Annotated in this window: 17 protein-coding genes; 8 read left to right on the top strand and 9 right to left on the bottom strand. The window is 69.8% G+C overall.

Features of this window, described 5'->3' with window-relative positions:
* The 3 genes from cydD to VR44_RS01110 all read right to left on the bottom strand — a co-directional run.
* Window positions 1–2,196, bottom strand: a 2,196-nt coding sequence (cydD, locus tag VR44_RS01120; RefSeq protein ID WP_045945418.1) for a thiol reductant ABC exporter subunit CydD, incomplete at its 3' end; no start/stop codon positions are given.
* 45 nt (window positions 2,197–2,241) lie between these two features.
* Window positions 2,242–3,243 carry a cytochrome d ubiquinol oxidase subunit II gene (gene cydB / locus VR44_RS01115; protein ID WP_045945417.1) on the bottom strand — a complete coding sequence of 334 codons (1,002 nt, stop codon included), beginning with the start codon at window positions 3,241–3,243 and terminating at the stop codon, window positions 2,242–2,244.
* Between the two features lie 18 nt (window positions 3,244–3,261).
* A complete protein-coding gene (locus VR44_RS01110; protein ID WP_045945416.1) occupies window positions 3,262–4,767 on the bottom strand; it encodes a cytochrome ubiquinol oxidase subunit I in 1,506 nt (501 codons plus the stop codon).
* Between the two features lie 215 nt (window positions 4,768–4,982).
* Here VR44_RS01110 and VR44_RS01105 point away from each other — a divergent pair, with 215 nt between their 5' ends.
* Window positions 4,983–5,351, top strand: coding sequence for a cyclophilin-like fold protein (locus VR44_RS01105; RefSeq protein WP_045945424.1), 369 nt, complete (start codon window positions 4,983–4,985; stop codon window positions 5,349–5,351).
* Window positions 5,352–5,405: 54 nt separating this feature from the next.
* Here VR44_RS01105 and hisC read toward each other — a convergent pair whose 3' ends face one another.
* Window positions 5,406–6,485 carry a histidinol-phosphate transaminase gene (gene hisC, locus VR44_RS01100; protein ID WP_045945415.1) on the bottom strand — a complete coding sequence of 360 codons (1,080 nt, stop codon included), beginning with the start codon at window positions 6,483–6,485 and terminating at the stop codon, window positions 5,406–5,408.
* 362 nt (window positions 6,486–6,847) lie between these two features.
* On the opposite strand from hisC, the gene VR44_RS01095 reads away from it, so the two are divergent.
* The 4 genes from VR44_RS01095 (at window position 6,848) to VR44_RS01080 (ending at window position 11,705) form a co-directional block, all read left to right on the top strand.
* Window positions 6,848–7,963 carry a LacI family DNA-binding transcriptional regulator gene (locus tag VR44_RS01095; RefSeq protein ID WP_045945414.1) on the top strand — a complete coding sequence of 372 codons (1,116 nt, stop codon included), beginning with the start codon at window positions 6,848–6,850 and terminating at the stop codon, window positions 7,961–7,963.
* A gap of 216 nt (window positions 7,964–8,179) precedes the next feature.
* The gene (locus VR44_RS01090; protein WP_045945423.1) at window positions 8,180–9,361 is read left to right on the top strand and encodes a metallophosphoesterase; all 1,182 of its coding nucleotides are present in this window, start codon (window positions 8,180–8,182) and stop codon (window positions 9,359–9,361) included.
* 150 nt (window positions 9,362–9,511) lie between these two features.
* The gene (locus VR44_RS01085) at window positions 9,512–10,342 is read left to right on the top strand and encodes a membrane protein (RefSeq protein WP_045945413.1); all 831 of its coding nucleotides are present in this window, start codon (window positions 9,512–9,514) and stop codon (window positions 10,340–10,342) included.
* A gap of 238 nt (window positions 10,343–10,580) precedes the next feature.
* Entirely contained in the window at window positions 10,581–11,705 is a 1,125-nt protein-coding gene (locus VR44_RS01080; protein ID WP_052713405.1) for a glycosyltransferase, read from the top strand.
* A gap of 17 nt (window positions 11,706–11,722) precedes the next feature.
* Here the strand turns inward: VR44_RS01080 and thiC are convergent, their stop codons facing one another.
* Complete coding sequence (thiC, locus tag VR44_RS01075) at window positions 11,723–13,522, bottom strand: phosphomethylpyrimidine synthase ThiC (RefSeq protein WP_045945412.1); 1,800 nt, start codon at window positions 13,520–13,522, stop codon at window positions 11,723–11,725.
* Window positions 13,523–13,699: 177 nt separating this feature from the next.
* Here thiC and VR44_RS01070 point away from each other — a divergent pair, with 177 nt between their 5' ends.
* On the top strand, window positions 13,700–15,124 hold the full coding sequence (locus VR44_RS01070; RefSeq protein ID WP_045945411.1) for a YibE/F family protein: 1,425 nt from the start codon (window positions 13,700–13,702) through the stop codon (window positions 15,122–15,124).
* Between the two features lie 33 nt (window positions 15,125–15,157).
* On the opposite strand, the gene VR44_RS01065 is transcribed toward VR44_RS01070, so the two are convergent.
* The 4 genes from VR44_RS01065 to VR44_RS01050 form a co-directional block, all read right to left on the bottom strand.
* Entirely contained in the window at window positions 15,158–15,610 is a 453-nt protein-coding gene (locus VR44_RS01065; RefSeq protein ID WP_045945410.1) for an SsgA family sporulation/cell division regulator, read from the bottom strand.
* 97 nt (window positions 15,611–15,707) lie between these two features.
* On the bottom strand, window positions 15,708–16,433 hold the full coding sequence (locus VR44_RS01060) for an IclR family transcriptional regulator (protein WP_045945409.1): 726 nt from the start codon (window positions 16,431–16,433) through the stop codon (window positions 15,708–15,710).
* Between the two features lie 200 nt (window positions 16,434–16,633).
* A complete protein-coding gene (locus VR44_RS01055; RefSeq protein ID WP_045945421.1) occupies window positions 16,634–16,852 on the bottom strand; it encodes a DUF5326 family protein in 219 nt (72 codons plus the stop codon).
* A 168-nt stretch (window positions 16,853–17,020) separates the two neighbouring features.
* Entirely contained in the window at window positions 17,021–17,338 is a 318-nt protein-coding gene (locus VR44_RS01050; RefSeq protein WP_045945408.1) for a cupin domain-containing protein, read from the bottom strand.
* A 93-nt stretch (window positions 17,339–17,431) separates the two neighbouring features.
* Here VR44_RS01050 and VR44_RS01045 point away from each other — a divergent pair, with 93 nt between their 5' ends.
* Together VR44_RS01045 and VR44_RS01040 are read left to right on the top strand one after the other, a co-directional pair.
* Window positions 17,432–17,812, top strand: a complete 381-nt coding sequence (locus VR44_RS01045; protein WP_045945407.1) for a phage holin family protein — start codon at window positions 17,432–17,434, stop codon at window positions 17,810–17,812.
* 2 nt (window positions 17,813–17,814) lie between these two features.
* Window positions 17,815–18,981 (top strand): cystathionine gamma-lyase, encoded by a 1,167-nt coding sequence (locus VR44_RS01040; protein WP_045945406.1) that lies wholly within the window; start codon window positions 17,815–17,817, stop codon window positions 18,979–18,981.
* The last annotated feature ends 59 nt before the right edge of the window (window positions 18,982–19,040 follow it).

Raw genomic sequence — 19,040 nt, 5'->3', positions numbered from 1 at the left:
AGATGTGTATAAGAGACAGCAGTAGTCCTGGAGGGCGTCGGCGTCGGCCACCAGCCGGGAGAGCAGGTCCCCGCGCCGCTGCTCGCGCAGTCCGGCGGGCGCGATCCGCTCCAGCCGCCGGTACACCGCGACCCGCAGGTCGGCGAGCATCCGCAGGACGGCATCGTGCGACACCAGGCGCTCGGCGTAGCGGAAGACGGCCCGTCCGAGCCCGAAGGCCCGGGTCGCCGTGACGGCCACCATCAGGTAGAGCACGGGCGGCTGCTCGGACGCCCGGGAGATCAGCCACCCGGACACGGCCATCAGCCCGACGCTGCACCCGACGGCCAGCGCCCCGAGCAGCAGACCCAGCCGGAACCGCCCCTGCCAGGCCGCCGCCACGGCCCGCACCCGGCGCAGCGGATCGCCGCCGCCCGACTCCGTGCTTCCGCCGCCGGACCGTTCCCGGGCGGTTCCGAGGATCCACTCCCCGGGCTCGGACATTCCCGCCGGCGTGCGTGGGGCGGCCCCGGGGGCGGCCGGGACCGGAAGCCCGCTCTGCGCGGCGTCGTCCGTGACGCCTTCGCCCACCGCCACCACCCGGTCGGCGACGGCGAGCAGCGCAGGACGGTGCACCACGAGGAGTACGGTCCGCCCGGCCGCCAGACGCCGCACGGCGTCCACGACGGCGGCTTCGGTCTCGCCGTCCAGAGCCGCCGTCGGCTCGTCCAGCAGGAGCACCGGCCGGTCCGCGAGGAAGGCCCGCGCCAGGGCCAGCCGCTGGCGCTGTCCGGCGGACAGGCCGGCGCCGCCCTCACCGAGCAGGGTCTGCGTCCCGCGCGGCAGGGCGGAGACGAACTCCCAGGCCCCGGCATCGCGCAGCGCCGCCTCCACCGCGTCGTCGGCGGCCGCGGGCCGGGCCAAGCGGACGTTCTCGGCGATGGTTCCGGCGAACAGGTGCGGCCGCTGCGGCACCCAGGCGATCCGCTCCCGCCACTGTTCGAGGGAGAGCTCGGCCAGGTCCGTGCCGCCGATCCGTACACGGCCGGAGGTCGGCCTGACGAATCCGAGCAGCACGTTCAGCAGGGTGGACTTGCCCGCCCCGCTCGGGCCGGTGAGGGCCACGCACTCGCCCGGCCCGACGACGAGGGACACCGGCCCCGGGGAGGCGGCGGCGCGCCCCTCGTGGCGGACCTCGACCGCGTCGAGCTCGATCACGGGTCCGGCGGCGGGCACTGTGGCCCCGGCGCCCGGCCCGGGGGCAGGGGTCTCGAGGACGGTGAAGATCTCCTCGGCGGCGGCCAGTCCCTCGGCGGCCGCGTGGTACTGGGCTCCGACCTGGCGCAGCGGCAGATAGGCCTCCGGCGCGAGGATCAGGATGACGAGGCCCGTGTACAGGTCCAGTTCACCGTGCACCAGCCGCATGCCGATCGTCACCGCGACGAGGGCCACCGACAGGGTGGCGAGCAGTTCGAGGGCGAAGGAGGACAGGAAGGCGATGCGCAGGGTGCGCATCGTGGCCTGGCGGTATTCGTCGGTGATCCTGCGGATCGATTCGGCCTGTGCCTTGGCCCGGCCGAAGACCTTCAGGGTCGGGAGCCCCGCCACCACGTCGAGGAAGTGTCCCGACAGCCGGGACAGGAGCCGCCACTGGCGGTCCATCCGGCTCTGGGTGGCCATGCCGATGAGGATCATGAACAGCGGGATCAGCGGAAGGGTGACGACGATGATGGCCGCCGACACCCAGTCCTCGGTGACGATCCGGGCGAGGACCGCCGCCGGCACCACCACGGCGAGCCCCAGTTGGGGCAGGTAGCGGGAGAAGTAGTCGTCGAGGGCGTCCACTCCGCGAGTGGCCAGGGACACCAGGGAGCCGGTCCGCTGCCCGCCGAGCCAGCCGGGCCCCAGGTCGGCGGCCCGGTCCAGGAGCCGGCCGCGCAGCTCCGACTTGACCGCCGCGCCGGCCCGGTGCGCGGCCAGCTCGGTGAGCCAGGCGACCAGAGCGCGCCCGAGCGCCACTGCCGCGAGCAGCAGCAGAGGCGTCCGGAGCGCTCCCGCGTCGAGACCCCGCTCGAAGGCACCGACCACGATCTCGGCGATCAGCATCGCCTGGCCGACGACCAGCCCCGCCCCGGCCAGCCCGAGGGCCACCACAGCCCCCAGGAAGAGGCGGGTGGAACGGGCGTACCGGAGCAGGCGCGGGTCGATCGGTTTCACGTGAAACATCCCCTCGGCAGGGTCGGGCGGGGTGACGCGCGCGGATCAGTGCGCGTCGGCGATGTGCTGCGTACCGATTCGCTTGCGGAACACCCAGTAGGTCCAGCCCTGGTAGAGCATCACCAGCGGAGCCGCCACACCGGCGCACCAGGTCATGATCTTCAGGGTGTACGGGGTGGACGAGGCGTTGGTGACGGTGAGGTTCCACGCCTCGTTCAGCGAGGACGGCATGACGTTCGGGAACAGCGTCAGGAAGAGCATCGCGACGGCCGCCGCGATGGTGATCCCGGACAGGGCGAACGACCAGCCCTCCCGGCCCGCCAGGTTGAAACCGATGGCCGCGACCAGAGCGGCCACGGCGACGACCATGGCGATCAGGCTGCCGCCGTCACCGCGCGAGACCTGGGTCCAGATGAGGAAGGCCAGGGCCAGTACGGCCGTCACCACACCCAACCGGGTGGCCAGAGCCCGCGAGCGGTCCCGGATGTCACCGACGGTCTTGAGCGAGGCGAACACCGCACCGTGGAAGGTGAACAGGGTGAGGGTGACCAGCCCGCCCAGGAGCGAGTACACGTTGAGCAGGTCGAAGAGGCTTCCGACGTACTCCAGGTGCTGGTCGATCTTCACTCCGCGCACGATGTTGGCGAAGGCCACGCCCCAGAGGAAGGCGGGGATCAGCGAGGTCCAGAAGATGGCGTGTTCCCAGTTGGTCTGCCACCGGTCCTCGGACCGCTTGTGCCGGTACTCGAAGGCCACGCCGCGGATGATCAGGCAGATCAGGATGAGCAGCAGCGGCAGGTAGAAGCCGGAGAAGAGGGTGGCGTACCACTCCGGGAAGGCGGCGAAGGTGGCGCCGCCCGCGGTGAGCAGCCAGACCTCGTTGCCGTCCCAGACGGGACCGATGGTGTTGATCAGGACCCGCTTCTCGGCGCGGTCGCGCGCGAGGAGCTTGGTGAGTACGCCGATGCCGAAGTCGAAGCCCTCCAGGAAGAAGTAGCCGATCCACAGGACGGCGATGAGTACGAACCAGACGTCGTGAAGCTGCATGGTGTGCTCCTCCCTGCCTCAGTACGAGAAGGCCATCGGCCGGTCGGCGTTCTTGTCGTCCCCGCCGACCTTGGTGGGCGGGTTGAGGTCGGCCTCCGTCAGCTCCGGCGGGCCGGCCTTGACGTACTTGACCATCAGCCTGACCTCGATCACGGCGAGCACCGCGTAGAGCAGGGTGAAGCCGATCATCGAGGTGAGCACCTCGCCCTGTGACACGTTCGGCGAGACCGCGTCCCGGGTGCGCAGCACGCCGTAGACCACCCACGGCTGGCGGCCCATCTCGGTGAAGATCCAGCCCCAGGAGTTGGCGAGCAGCGGGAAGCACATGGTCCAGAGCGCGACGAGCCAGTACAGCTGCGAGAACTTCGGGCTGAGCGCCTTCTTGAAGAGGACGAGATGGGGGACCTCGTCCTCTCCGGTGCGCAGGCCGGGCGGCAGCAGGAACCGCTTGCGGGTCAGCCACAGTCCCAGCACGCCGATGCCGAGGGAGGCCATGCCGAAGCCGATCATCCAGCGGAAGCCCCAGTAGGCGACGGGGATGTTGGGCCGGTAGTCGCCGGGGCCGAACTTCTCCTGCTCGGCCTTGTTGACGTCGTTGATGCCCGGGACGAAGGAGTCGAAGTCGTTGTTCGCGAGGAACGACAGCAAGCCCGGGATCTCTATGGCCACCTTGTTGTGGCCCTTGTCGACGTCGCCGTAGGCGAAGACGGAGAAGGGCGCGGGGGCCTCACCGTCCCAGAGGGCCTCGGCAGCGGCCATCTTCATGGGCTGCTGCTTGAACATCACCTTGCCGAGCATGTCCCCGCTCAGTGCGGTGCCCATACCGGCGATGATCATGACGACCAGGCCGACCCGCAGCGAGCTGCGCATCACGGGGATGTGCTTCTTGCGCGCGAGGTGGAAGGCGGAGATGCCCACCATGAAGGCGCCGCCGACCAGGAAGGCGGCCGTGATGGTGTGGAAGAACTGGGTGAGCGCGGTGTCCTGGGTGAGGACGCGCCAGAAGTCGGTGAGCTCGGCCCGGCCCCGCTCCTCGTTCATGCGGTAGCCGACCGGGTGCTGCATCCACGAGTTCGCCGCGAGGATGAAGTAGGCGGAGAGCACGGTGCCGAGTGAGACCATCCAGATGCAGGCCAGGTGGATCTTCTTGGGCAGCTTGTCCCAGCCGAAGATCCAAAGGCCGATGAAGGTCGACTCGAAGAAGAAGGCGATCAGCGCTTCGAAGGCCAGCGGCGCCCCGAAGATGTCGCCCACGAACCGCGAGTAGTCCGACCAGTTCATGCCGAACTGGAACTCCTGGACGATGCCGGTGACAACGCCCATCGCGATATTGATCAAGAAAAGCTTGCCCCAGAACTTCGTGGCTCTGAGGTATTTCTCCTTCTCGGTACGCACCCAGGCGGTCTGCAGGCCGGCGGTCAGCGCGGCGAGCGAGATCGTGAGTGGAACGAAGAGGAAGTGGTAGACGGTGGTGATGCCGAACTGCCAGCGCGCCAATGTCTCAGGCGCCAAAGCTAGGTCCACGTCGTCTTCTCCTTGTCGTCGCCGTGGTCACAGCGGGCAGTCTGCCTGGCGGGTTCCCCCCAAAGCGGGAGGAAGCAGGACACGCTTGTGAACGCGTTCACATTCACAAGCATTATGTCCTACTGGCCGTGGCCGGAAACGAGCGGGGTCCCCTTTGGCGACCTCGCCAGGCCGGACCCCTAGCCAAGGAATTCAACAGATTGTTGAATATGGCCATGCAGATTCGAATCTCATGGCCTGCGGGCCTGCTCACCGCAACCCTCGACGAGACCCCGACCAGCAAGGCTCTGGCCGCGGCCCTCCCGATCTCCGCTTCCGCGAACACCTGGGGCGAGGAGGTCTACTTCGACACGGGCGTCTCCGTGGATCTGGAGCACGACGCCCGGCAGGTCGTGGAGCCCGGCACCGTCGCCTTCTGGACCGAGGGCGACGCCCTCGCACTCCCCTACGGCCCCACGCCCATCTCACGCGGAGGCGAGAGCCGCCTGGCGAGCCCCTGCAACGTACTCGGCTCGTTCGACGGCGACCCCCGCCTCCTGGCCACCGTCCGTGACGGCGACCCCATCCGTGTGGAACTGGTCTGACGACCGCGGCTCCGTTACGGGTACCGCTTCACAGCCTCACAGCTCCCTGAAGCCCTACAGCTCCTTGAAGAAGGCCTCCGCCGTGTGCAGGAAGAGGTCGTTCGCCTCGGTCTCACCGATCGTGACCCGAAGGCCCTCGCCCGCGAAGGGCCGGACCACCACACCGGCCTTCTCGCAGGCCGCCGCGAACTCGGCGGTCCGCTCCCCCAGACGCATCCAGACGAAGTTGGCCTGCGTGTCCGGAACCGTCCAGCCCTGGGCCAGCAGCGTCTCGTGCACCCGGTTGCGCTCGCACACGAGCGCCCCGACCCGGCCCATCAGCTCGTCCTCGGCGCGCAGCGATGCGACCGCCGCGTCCTGCGCCAGCTGGCTGACGCCGAAGGGCACGGCCGTCTTGCGCAGCGCCGCCGCGACCGGCTCGTGCGCCACCGCGAAGCCGACGCGCAGGCCGGCCAGGCCGTAGGCCTTGGAGAACGTACGCAGCACGGCGACGTTGGGACGGTTGCGGTACAGCTCGATGCCGTCCGGCACGTCGGTGTCGCGGACGAACTCGCGGTAGGCCTCGTCCAGCACCACCAGGACGTCGGAGGGCACGCGATCGAGGAACCGCTCCAGCTCGGCACGGCGCACGGCGGTGCCCGTCGGGTTGTTGGGATTGCAAACGAAGATCAGCCGCGTCCGGTCGGTGATCGCCGCGGCCATCGCGTCCAGGTCGTGGACGTCCCCGTCGGTCAGGGGAACCTGCACGGACTTCGCGCCCGAGATCTGCGTGATGATCGGGTAGGCCTCGAAGGACCGCCAGGCGTAGATGACCTCGTCGCCCGGTCCGGCCGTGGACTGGATCAGCGACTGGGCCACGCCCACCGAACCGGTGCCCGTGGCGATGTGCTCGGCGGGGACGCCGAAGCGTTCCGCCAGCTCGTTCACGAGGCCGGTGCATGCCATGTCCGGGTAGCGGTTGAAGCGGCCGGCGGCCGCGACCGCCGTCTCCAGGACGCCCGGCAGCGGCGGGTAGGGGTTCTCGTTCGAGGACAGCTTGAAAGCAACGGCCCCGCCCTCGGCGGCGGGCTTGCCGGGCTTGTAGGTGGGGATGCCGTCCAGCTCGGCGCGCAGCTTCGGGCTCTTCTCGCTCACCGCAGGTCCTCCTCGACCGTCCCGTCGACGTCTCCGTCGACTCAATACTGCTCACCTTATGAGGATTCCGCCGATCCGAGAATGGCGGGCGCCAGGAACACAGGGGGAGCGCGCGCATATATGCGCGCGCCGGTGGCCTGCGCCGTGGCGCGCGTCCCTCGTGCAGGTGAGTTGCGACCGGCCCGGGGTCGCCACGTTTTGGCATGCTCGTACCCGCCGACAGGCCCCACCTTTGGCCTGAATCGCCAAATACCTTCAATTCCAAGGTCATTGGGGGTGGCGAACCAAGCAGAATCGTGCCTGTCAACCCGTGCATATGCACCTGAACCGCCCTCCCCTCCGAGCCCTACTATCGGCTCGCCATGACAGCAGCAGGGAAGCATCACGTGAGCCGGGCCGAGACCACCCGGCGGGTCGGCGGCCGACAGGGCCGCGCCGGCATCAGGGACGTGGCCGCCGCGGCGGGCGTGTCCATCACAACCGTCTCCGACGCGCTCAATGGCAAGGGGAGGCTGCCGGACGCCACCCGCCGCCACGTCCGCGAGGTGGCCGACCGGCTGGGCTACCGCCCCTCCGCCGCCGCCCGCACCCTCCGTACCGGCAAGTCGGGTCTCATCGGCCTGACCGTGACGACGTACGGGGATGAACCTTTCACCTTCACCGAATTCGCCTACTTCGCCGAGATGGCGAGGGCGGCCACCTCCGCCGCCCTCGCCCGCGGCTACGCCCTCGTCATCCTCCCGGCCACCTCACGGCACGACGTCTGGTCCAACGTGGCCCTCGACGGCACCGTCGTCATCGACCCTTCGGACCACGACCCGGTCGTCAGCGAGCTCGTCCGCCAGGGCCTTCCCGTGGTCTCCGACGGCCGGCCCGCCGGCACCCTCCCCGTCACCGCCTGGGTCGACAACGACCACGAAGCCGCCGTACTGGGGCTGCTCGACCACCTCGCCGCCGCAGGGGCCCGCCGTATCGGGCTGCTGACCGGCACCACCACCGACACCTACACCCGGCTCTCCACGACCGCCTACCTCAGCTGGTGCGAGCGCGTGGGCCAGGACCCGGTGTACGAGTCCTACCCCGCCCACGACCCCTGCGCGGGCGCCGTCGCCGCCGACCGCCTCCTGGCCCGGCCCGACCGCCCCGACGCCGTGTACGGACTCTTCGACCCGAACGGCACCGACCTGCTCGCCGCCGCCAGGCGCTACGGGCTGCGGGTCCCCGAGGACCTGCTCCTGGTCTGCTGCAGCGAGTCCACCGTCTACGCGAACACCGAGCCGCCCATCACCACGCTCTCCCTCAAGCCGCGCCGCATCGGCACCGCCGTCGTGCAGCTGCTGATCGACGCGATCGAGGGGGTCGACACGGGACGCCCCGTCGAACAGGTCGTCCCGACCGAGCTGATCATCCGTACGTCCTCGCAGCGCAGAACCCGCCGCACCACCGTCAGCCCACCGCGATCGCCCTCCCAGGACTGACCCCCGAGCGCCGTTATCGGCGGGACCGACGGCCCCGCCGATGATTTCAACAACCCCTATATCGGGCCAAAACGGCAGGAAGGTTTGGTTCCGCCCAGGATTCACCACCCCTGGTGCGTCACAGAGCGCGAGCCGCATTCCTATGATGGGCGCACGACATCACGGACCCTCCGCCCCAGAGGTGAGCAGGGTCCGCAGGTGTACGGCAGCGCGACGGTGGTGGAGGGGTCGATGACTCAGGGGGCCGGTCAGGGACCCGCGATGCGGACGGACACGCTGCGGGACTTCCGGGTGCCGGTCAACGAACCCGCGCCGTACGCCGTGTCCGCCGGTCTGCCCGGCGAGACGCCCGTGTACGGCGAGTACCCCGCGTACTACACGCCGGAGACCGTCCCGCAGCAGCGCGCGGCCGACACCGCGCACCCCGAGTTCCCCGCCGCCGGGCCCGAGGACGACCTCGACGGCTACACGCCCACCCAGCGCGACCTGCCCGTCATCGGGCGCGGCGCGACGGGCGGGCCCGGGGACACCGTCCAGGTGCACTACGTCCCCCAGGAGGCTCCGGGCACCGGCCCCGGCCCCCTCTACGTCGTCGGGGACGTGCACGGCTACCTCGACGAGCTCATCCACGAGCTCCAGGCGCAGAACCTCATCGACGCCGACTGCCACTGGTCCGCCGGCAACGCGCGGATCTGGTTCCTCGGCGACTTCACCGACCGCGGCCCCGACGGCATCGGCGTGATCGACCTCGTCATGCGGCTGTCCGCCGAGGCCGCCGCGGCCGGAGGCTACTGCAAGGCCCTGATGGGCAATCACGAGCTGCTGCTCATCGGCGCGAAGCGGTTCGGCGACACCCCCGTGAACTCCGGCGCCGGTACCGCCACCTTCCAGGCCGCCTGGCTGCTCAACGGCGGCCAGCGCGCCGACATGGAGCGCCTGGAGGACGTCCACCTGCAGTGGATGTCCCGGCTCGACGCGGCCACCCTGGCGGACGGCCACCTGCTGCTGCACTCCGACACGACGGCCTACCTGGACTACGGCGACTCCATCGAGGACGTCAACGACACCATCCACGAGCTGCTCAACCGCAACGACGCCGACACCACCTGGGACCTGTTCCGGAAGTTCACCAAGCGCTTCGCCTTCCGCGACGAGGAGACGGGCCCGCAGGCCGTGCGCCAGCTGCTGGCCACCTACGGCGGCAGCCGCGTCGTCCACGGCCACAGCCCCATCCCGTACCTGCTCGGCGAGGTGGGCACGGAGGACGGCGACGACGCACACGGACCGGAGGCCGTCGACGGACCGCACGTATATGCGGACGGGTTGGCCATCGCGATGGACGGCGGCGTGACGATGGCGGGCAAACTGCTGGTCCAACAACTGCCGCTGCGCGACTGAGCGTTCACTGAGCGGGGTATTTCCCGAAAGTCCCTGTCACCCCATGGCCGGGGCGCTCTACCATCGCCCTGTCCGTAGCAGGCTCTCCTCCGTTCTGGGTCGGCGCCCGGTTCTACGCGGGCAAACCGGCTCCGCACGGAGCATCGGGGGATGCACATGACCAGCGGTCCGCACCTGCTCACCGAAGACCGACCCGAGTTCGACCGTCTCCTCGACGAGGCGCTGCGCACGGCGGACGAACGGCCCGAACTCGCCGCCCTCGGCGAACGGCTGAACGCCGAACAGCTGCGCACCATGGCCCTGAGCGCCATCGCCCTGCTGACCGCCGCCGCGGCCGCCGAGTACGCCCACTACGTGAAGGTCCGGGAGGAACTGCGTGACGAGGCCCTGACGGGCCGCGGCAGCACCGACGAGGAGGCCGCCGAGGACGGCGACGGGCAGGGGGACGGCGGTGGCGCGGGCGTGAGCGCCGTGGTGGCCGTCCTCGCCCCGGTGCTGGCGGGCACCGCCATGCTCATCTTCCTGCTGGTGGGCTACAGCCTGAAGGCGATCGACCCCGAACCGGCCTTCGCACGGACGATGCTGACGGCGGGTTGGCTCTTCGGCGGGCTCACCGTGGTCGCGCTGGTCTTCGCGGTGGTCTCGCTGCTGGTGGCGGCCCTTCGCAACAGTTCCACGGAGGTGGCCGCGGAGGAGAGCCTGCCGATACCCGACGAGCTCGCGCGGGCCCGGGAGGCCTGGCGCAATGCACTGCTGGAGCGGGGCATCATGCCGTTCCTGCGTGACGCGCTGGCCGATCCGACCGCCGGGACGGGCTATCCGGTGCCGCGTACACCGGGGGCCGGGCGCATCCCCCACCTGGGATACACCCGGCCCGACTTCAGCAGCCCGTCCGACGGCACGCCCGGCTCCCGGCCCGGCTACTCCAGCCCGGACTTCACGAGCCCCGATTTCGGCGGCCCGGAACACCGGCCGGACTGACGTCCGTCCGGCTCCGGTCGCGGGTCGAGCCTCTCCGTCTGATGGCATTCCTACTATCAGCGCCTTGGCTGACCCCATGCCGCCAATCGGGCCAACTCGGACTTTCCCGGCGTGCCGCCCTCCGGCACCCCGCGCCCGCTCCCTAGAGTCCCCGACGATCCATCCGACCCGGCCGGCCGCGAGAACGTACGGCCCACACCAGCGGACGGGACCCGTGAGACCAAAAGTCTGTCTGAACATGATCGTCAAGGACGAGGCCCCCACCATCCGGAAGTGCCTCGATTCGGTACGCCCTCTGATCGACACCTGGGTGATCGTGGACACCGGCTCGACGGACGGCACCCAGGACGTGATCCGGGACTGCTTCGGCGACATCCCCGGCACCCTCTACGAACGCCCGTGGAGAGGCTTCGACGGCAGCCGGACCGAAGCGATCGAACTCGCCCGTGACAGCGCCGAGTACCTGCTGTTCATCGACGCCGACGATGCCATGGAGGTGGAGGCCGAGTTCCGGATGCCGGAGCTGACCCTTGACGCGTACCGGATCGCCCTGCACGACGGCCCGATCATCCACTACCGGGCGGCACTCGTCTCCACCCGTCTGCCCTGGCGGTACGTCGGCGTGCTCCACGAGTACATCGACTGCGGCGGCGACTACAGCCTCGGAACGCTCGACGGCGTCCACATCCTCAGCATCGGCGGAGGCGCCCGGCTCCGGGAAGGCGGCCAGCGGCAGAAGTACCTGCGTGACGCGGCGATCCTCGAACAGGGCCTGCTGAAGGAACCCGAGAACGCCCGCTACATGTTCTATCTCGGGCAGAGCTGGCGCGACGCGGGGGAGCAGGAGAAGTCCCTCGCCGCCTACGACCGCAGGGCGACCATGGTCGGCTTCTACGAGGAGACCTACCTGGCCCGGGTCTACGCCGCGCGGGCCGCCGCGAGCCTGGGCCGGCCCACTGCCGAGGTGATGGACCGCTACCTCCGGGCCTTCGAGACCAGGCCCTCGCGCGCCGAGGCGATCGGGGACCTGGCGGGACTCTGCCGGGTGGAGGAGCGCTGGCCGCTGGCCTACATGTTCGCCAAGGAGGCCGTCCGGATCCCCTACCCGAAGGACATCCTGTTCGTGGAGTACGCCTGGCACGAGTGGCGCGCCCTCGACGAACTCGCCATCGCCGCCTACTGGGTCGGCGAATACCGCGAGTCGCTGGAGTGCTGCGAACGCCTGCTGACCGAGGGCAAGATGCCCGACGAACACCGCAAGCGCGTCCTGGAGAACCGGGACTTCGCACGGAGCAAGTTGGGCCCGGCGACGTTTCACGTGAAACCAACCGTTTCACGTGAAACATCGCCGGCTTCGGCCTAGCCCGCAGTCCGGCCGGATCAGTCAGCCAGCGGCAGGTAGACGCGGTTGTAGACGCGGTTGCCCGACGCCGCGAACTCGGCGGACTTCTCCGCCATACCCGCCTCGATCTCCTCGGCCTTCAGATCACCGCCGTGCTCACGGCGGATGTCCTGGGAGATCTTCATCGAGCAGAACTTCGGACCGCACATGGAGCAGAAGTGCGCGGTCTTGGCCGGCTCGGCCGGGAGCGTCTCGTCGTGGAACTCCCGGGCCGTGTCCGGGTCGAGGGCCAGGTTGAACTGGTCCTCCCAGCGGAACTCGAACCGCGCGTCCGAGAGGGCGTCGTCCCACTCCTGGGCACCCGGGTGCCCCTTGGCCAGGTCCGCCGCGTGTGCCGCGATCTTGTAGGTGATGACGCCGGTCTTCACGTCGTCGCGGTTGGGCAGGCCCAGGTGCTCCTTGGGCGTCACGTAGCAGAGCATCGCCGTGCCCCACCAGGCGATCATCGCGGCGCCGATGCCCGAGGTGATGTGGTCGTACGCGGGGGCGACGTCCGTGGTGAGCGGGCCGAGCGTGTAGAACGGCGCCTCCTCGCAGATCTCCTGCTGAAGGTCGATGTTCTCCTTGATCTTGTGCATCGGGACGTGGCCCGGGCCCTCGATCATCGTCTGCACGTTGTGCCGCTTGGCGATCGTGTTCAGCTCGCCCAGCGTCTTCAGCTCCGCGAACTGTGCGGCGTCGTTGGCGTCCGCGATGGAGCCGGGGCGCAGGCCGTCGCCCAGCGAGTACGTGACGTCGTACGTCGCGAGGATCTCGCAGAGCTCCTCGAAGTTCGTGTAGAGGAAGTTCTCCTTGTGGTGCGCCAGGCACCACGCGGCCATGATCGAGCCGCCGCGCGAGACGATGCCGGTCTTGCGGCGGGCCGTCAGCGGGACGTACGGCAGCAGCACGCCGGCGTGGACCGTCATGTAGTCGACGCCCTGCTCGGCCTGCTCGATGACCGTGTCCTTGTAGATCTCCCAGGTCAGGTCCTCGGCCCGGCCGTCGACCTTCTCCAGCGCCTGGTAGAGCGGCACGGTGCCGATCGGGACGGGCGAGTTGCGCAGGACCCACTCACGCGTGGTGTGGATGTTGCGGCCGGTCGAGAGGTCCATGACCGTGTCCGCGCCCCACTTGGTGGCCCAGGTCATCTTGTCGACCTCCTCCTCGATGGAGGAGGTGACGGCCGAGTTGCCGATGTTGGCGTTGACCTTCACCAGGAACCGCTTGCCGATGATCATCGGCTCGATCTCCGGGTGGTTCACGTTGGCCGGGAGCACCGCACGGCCGGCGGCGATCTCCTCACGGACGACCTCCGGGGAGACGTTCTCGCGGATCGCGACGTACTCCATCTCCGGGGTGATCTCGCCGCGACGGGCGTACGCGAGCTGCGTGACGGCCTGGCCACCGCGGCCGCGGCGCGGCAGGCGCGGGCGGCCGGGGAAGACGGCGTCGAGGTTCTTGAGGCCACCGCGGGGCGACGTGTGCTTGATCCCGTCGTCCTCGGGGCGCACGGGGCGGCCCGCGTACTCCTCGGTGTCGCCCCGGCCGATGATCCAGTTCTCGCGCAGCGGCGGCAGGCCGCGGCGCACGTCCGTCTCGATCTGCGGGTCGGTGTACGGACCGGACGTGTCGTAGAGCGTGACGTCCTTGCCGTTGGTGAGGTGGACCTGGCGGACCGGCACCCGGATGTCGGGGCGGGAACCCGCCAGGTATCCCTTGTGCCAGCCGGGCTGGCGCTCGGTCTGGCCGTCGGCGTCCTGGCTGACGGCAGGCGTGCGTGCGTCCTGAATGGTCATGAGACCTGATCTCCCTACGCCGGCATTACCCGGTAACAGGTTCGGCGGTCGACGCAGCCTCTTCCCGTACGCAATGTCCGCGCGTACGGTGATCAGCGCCCTCTCAGCCCGGTGCTCCGAGCTCCCGCGTTGTGCAAAGTAGCCCCCACGCTAGCGTCATCTGTGGCGTGCTGAACAGTGGGCCCCCTCATCTCTTGCGATGATCGGCCGGTGACGACCTTGCCGCACCTTCCCTCCGAGCCCACAGAGACCGGTGACCACACCGGCCACGAGCACGCCTCCCACGGGCAGGCGGCCGGGGGCTCACCCGGCCACGGGCATGGGCATGGGCATGGGCACAGCCACGGGCACGGACCGGCGGCCCCTGTGTCCAAGCACCTGCGCAGGGTGATCTCCGCCGTGCTGATCCCCTTCGCCGCCGCCGTCTTCGTCGGTCTGGTGGTCCTGTGGCCCGGCGGCGCCCCCGCACACGAGCGCACCGGCGTGGGCTTCGACCGCCAGACCCAGCAGGGCAAGGTGGTCGCCCTGGCCGACATCGACTGCAAGTCGGTCAACGCCGCTCAGGTTCCCCCTGGCGGCAAGCCCGCGGCCCCCGAGTCGCAGTCCGCACCCGGCGGCGCCTGCAAGCGGGCCACCGTCGAGGTGGGCACCGGGCCGGACAAGGGCCGCGTCTTCTTCGAGATCGTCCAGCCCGGTGCGCCGCGGCAGTTGGAGAAGGGCCAGGAGGTGGTCGTCGCCTACGCCCCAGACGCGCCGCGTGACCTCCAGTACTCCGTGATCGACCTGAACCGGAAGTTCCCGACGGCCCTGCTGGCGGGCATCTTCGCGGTCGCGGTGGTCGTCGTCGGCCGGATGCGGGGGCTCTTCGCGCTCATCGCACTCGTGGTCAGTTTCGGGGTGCTGACCCTGTTCATCCTGCCGGCGATCCTCCAGGGCTCGAACCCCCTGGTCGTCGCGGTCGTCGGGGCTAGCGCGATCATGCTGATAGCCCTCTACATGTGCCACGGCCTGACCGCCCGCACTTCGGTCGCCGTCCTCGGCACCCTGGTCTCCCTGTTGCTCATCGGGCTGCTGGGCTCGCTGTTCATCGACTGGGCCTTCCTGAGCGGGAACACGGACGACAACACCGGGCTGATCCACGGGCTCTACCCGGACATCGACATGAGCGGTTTGCTGCTCGCAGGCGTGATCATCGGATCGCTCGGCGTCCTCGACGACGTGACGGTCACCCAGACGTCGGCCGTCTGGGAACTCCACCAGGCGGACTCGAAGATGGGCCCTCGCGCCCTGTACCGAGCGGCCATCCGGATCGGCCGCGACCACATCGCGTCCGTGGTCAACACCCTGGTACTGGCCTACGCGGGCGCGGCGCTGCCCTTGCTGCTGCTGTTCTCCATCGCGAACAGCAGCATGGGTACCGTGGCCAACAGCGAGCTGGTGGCGGAGGAGATCGTCCGCACCCTCGTGGGATCGATCGGGCTCGTCGCATCGGTCCCCGTGACCACGGCACTGGCCGCGCTGGTGGTGTCCGCCGACCGGTCCGGTCCCGCAGCGGCCGTGCCGGCGGCCCGCGGCGGCCGGGGCCGGCGGCGCAAGCGCTGAGGGGTGCGGGAACGGCCTCCGAGGAGGGGACGTTCAGCCCGCGCTCTGCTCGTTCTGCCGCTGCGCCTCGGCGAGGATCCTGTCGAGTTCCTCGTCAAGGGTCTCCTCGAAGGCGCCGAGGCTGCGCTCCTGGCCGAGCGGAACGATCCGGTCGGTCCGGTCGAGGAAGGCGACGAGTGGTGCCGCACCGGCCCGGAACAGGGCCCGGTCGCCTCCGACCTGGAGCCGGATGTGGACGTCGGAGAGCTCTCCGGGTTCGGTGGGGGCGATGTGCACGTCGCCGTCGCCGCACGGCCCGTTGATCCCGTCGAGCAGCAGCTCCCGGCCGAAAGCCCAGGTCACAGGGGCGTCTCCGGGAAGGTGGAAGGTCAGGCGTACGGCGTAGGGGTCACGGGCGTCGTACCGGAGTTCCACCGGGATCCGGAACGCGAGCTCCTCGGAAACGAGGAAGCTCATCATGACCTCTGCCTGTACCGACTCGCGCATTGCCTACCCCGCTGTAGTGGAAGTGGCCAGGAATGATCCCTCAGGGCCGTCTTGACAAGGGTGGTGGAAGCGCCGACGGATCACAAGGAGTGAGTTTTCAGATACTGATAGAGAAGGAGAGGGTGCTCAACAGCGCGCCTACTTCACTCCGTAGTCGATCGACTACACAGAGCAAGCGAGATTCCTGGTGCACAGGTAGAGAAATGGCCATCGTCGCGGCGGTGTCGCCGGCCGTGATCGGAATGGCCGCGCACACCGTGCCCAGGGCGTACTCCTGACGCTCGGTCACCGGCTGCATCCGTCCCAGGGAGCCGATCCGCTCCTCCAGCGTGCGCATGTCCCGCACGGTGTACGGCGTGATGCCCTCGACCGGATGACGGTCGTAGTAGTCCCTGCGCGTCTCCTCGTCCAACTGCCCCAGCAGGCACTGGCCGATGGCGTGCGCGTGCGCGGTGGCACGGAAATCGGCCCACTCCTCGCAGGCCGGGTTCGCCGGGGTGTCCGAGACGCCGACGACCTCGATCTCTCCCTCGCGGTAGACCGCGAAGTAGACGGGGGCCCCGACCGCGTCGCGGAAGTGCGCGAGCGAGTCGAGGATCATGCTGCGACGTTTCTGCTGAAGTCCCCCCTGCCCCAGCCTGGCGGCCGCGTCGCCGAGGACGAACACCCCGCCCTCGCGGCGCAGATAGCCCTCGTGCGTCAGGGTGCGCAGCAGGTGGTACGCGGTGGGGAGCGGGAGCCCGGCCTCGCGCGCCAGCTGTTTCGCCGGGGCTCCCCCACTATGGGAGCCCGCCGCTTCCAGCAGCCGCAGCGCCCTCTGCACCGATCCGATCAGCGTCGGTACACCGGCATTGTGGACCGGAGACAAAGCTCACCCCCAGGCGTGGCGGCGGGCCCGGGGGCCCGCCGGCGCCCAGGAACGGCACGGATTGCCAGCCTATCCACCGATTGCCACAGGATGAGCAGTTTGGCGGTCCAGGTTCGCCCGCCTGGCGCAATGCCGTACGCCGGGGGCGTGGCGGCCTACCAGTCGCTGGAGGAGCTCTTCGCCCCGCTGCCCGTGAACTTCTTGACCACGAAGATCAGACCGCCGACCAGGGCCGCGAACAGGAGCACCTTGAAGGCGAAGCCGATCAGCGTGCCGATGATCGTGGTGATGATGCCGCCGAAGACGAAGAGCGCCAGCAGCGGAACGGCGACCCACTTGACCCACCACGGCGTGCCCGCGAACATCGCTCGGATCCCGTCCATGTCCTTACCTCTTCCTCGTCCTCGCCGGTGTCCCTGGCTTCTTCCTTGGTCACGAGCTTAGGAGCCGGAAGGACGGACCGGGGGCCCGCGAGCCCCCGGAACCCCCTGACCCGCCCCCTAGGGGGATCGGGGGGGACGACCCTCAGAGCGCCGGGGCGCTCAGCCCTCGGGCGGGGAGAAGACCACCAGCACCTTGAGCGGTTCGGTGATGTGGTGGAACTTGTGCGGCACCCCCGCCGGGACGTACACGACGCTGCCGTTCGCCACCGTCGTCGTCTCCTCCCCGACCGTGATCGAGGCGCGGCCGCTCACCACGAAGTACACCTCGTCCTGACGGTGCGGCTGCTGCGGGTCGCTCTGCCCGGCGTCGAGCGAATAGAGCCCGACCGACATGTTCCGCTCGCGCAGGAACTGCAGGTAGGCGCCGTCGTTGGCGGCTCGTTCCGCTTCGAGCTCGTCCAGCCGGAAGGCCTTCATGTCCGTTGTGCCCCTTGCCGTTGCCCAGTGGTGCCGCGGGATCCGCTGATCTGCCGATGCCCGGCCCGGATGTTCTCTGCCACGATCAGACACATGACGAATTTCGTAGTCAAGACGCTCGCCAACGCGGGGGCCCTGGCCGTCGCCATCTGGCTGCTCTCCGGCATCACCCTCGACGACGGCAGCAGCCTGGGCCGCCGCGCGCTGACGCTGATCCTGGTCGCGCTCGTCTTCGGTCTGGTCAACCTCATCGTCAAGCCCGTGGTGAAGCTGCTCTCCATCCCGCTCTTCATCCTCACCCTGGGCCTGTTCACCCTCGTCGTGAACGCCCTGATGCTGCTGCTGACCTCCTGGGTCGCCGAGCAGGTCCACCTCAGCTTCCACGTCGACGGCTTCTGGACCGCCGTCCTCGGCGGGCTGATCATCTCCGTCGTCTCCTGGGCCCTGAACCTGGCCCTGCCCGACAAGGACTAGCCGTGACCGGACACCCCGCCGGCGAGACGGCCTCGGCGGCCTCCTACGGCGACGGCACGCGAGCCGTGCGCGCCGGGCTTCCCGAACCCGTCAAGAACGAACCGCCCCTGCCCGGACCCGTCTTCGCCGCCCACTTCCACCTCCCCGGCGAGGTGACGGGCCCGTACACCTACGGTCGCGACACCAATCCCACCTGGACCCTGCTGGAACGCGCGATCGGCGAACTGGAGGCGCCCGGCCGCGAGGACGTGGACACGATCGTCTTCGCCTCTGGCATGGCCGCGGTCTCCGCCGTCCTCCTCTCGCAGGCCCGCGCCGGGGACACCGTCGTCCTGCCCGACGACGGCTACCAGGCGCTGCCCCTGGTCCGCGAGCAGCTTGAGGCGTACGGGGTCCACGTGCGCACCGCGCCCACCGGCGGGGACGCACAGCTCACGGTCCTCGAAGGGGCCCGGCTGCTGTGGATCGAGACCCCGTCCAACCCGGGGCTCGACGTGTGCGACGTACGCCGTCTGGTGGCCGCCGCGCACACGGCGGGCACCCTGGTCGCCGTCGACAACACCCTCGCCACCCCGCTCGGGCAGCGCCCGCTGGAGCTGGGCGCGGACTTCTCCGTCGCCAGCGGCACCAAGGGGCTCACCGGCCACGGCGACCTGCTGCTCGGCTACGTCGCCTGCCGCGACCCGGAGCTCGCCGCGGGCGTCCGGCGCTGGCGCAAGATCGTCGGAGCGGTTCCCGGGCCGATGGAGGCCTGGCTCGCCCACCGCTCCCTGGCCACCATCCAGCTGCGGGCCGAACGCCAGTGGGCCAACGCCCGCTCCGTCGCCGAGGCACTGGCCGGCCGTACCGAGGTGACCGGGCTGCGTTACCCGGGCCTCACCTCGGACCCCTCCCACCAGACGGCGGCCCGGCAGATGAGCGGCTTCGGGTCGGTGGTCTCCTTCACCCTGCCCGACCGCGCGCACGCGGAACGCTTCATGTCCGCCCTGCGTCTGGTCGAGGACGCCACGAGCTTCGGTGGGGTGCGGTCCACCGCCGAACGGCGCGGACGCTGGGGCGGAGACGCCGTGCCCGAGGGCTTCATCCGTTTCTCCGCCGGCGCCGAGGACCCCCGTGACCTGGTCTCGGACGTGATCCGGGCCCTGAACCAGGCGGATTCCGGGGCCTGAGGCCAGGGGCAAGCGGTCCGAGCCTCCCCCCTGGTGGCTCGGACCGCACCGGGTTCCTG

The sequence above is a fragment of the Streptomyces katrae genome, from assembly GCF_000966975.1.
GTDB classification, from domain to species: domain Bacteria; phylum Actinomycetota; class Actinomycetes; order Streptomycetales; family Streptomycetaceae; genus Streptomyces; species Streptomyces katrae.
The sequence above is the reverse complement of the archived record's forward strand: the minus strand, read 5'-3'. Positions and strand labels throughout refer to the sequence as shown.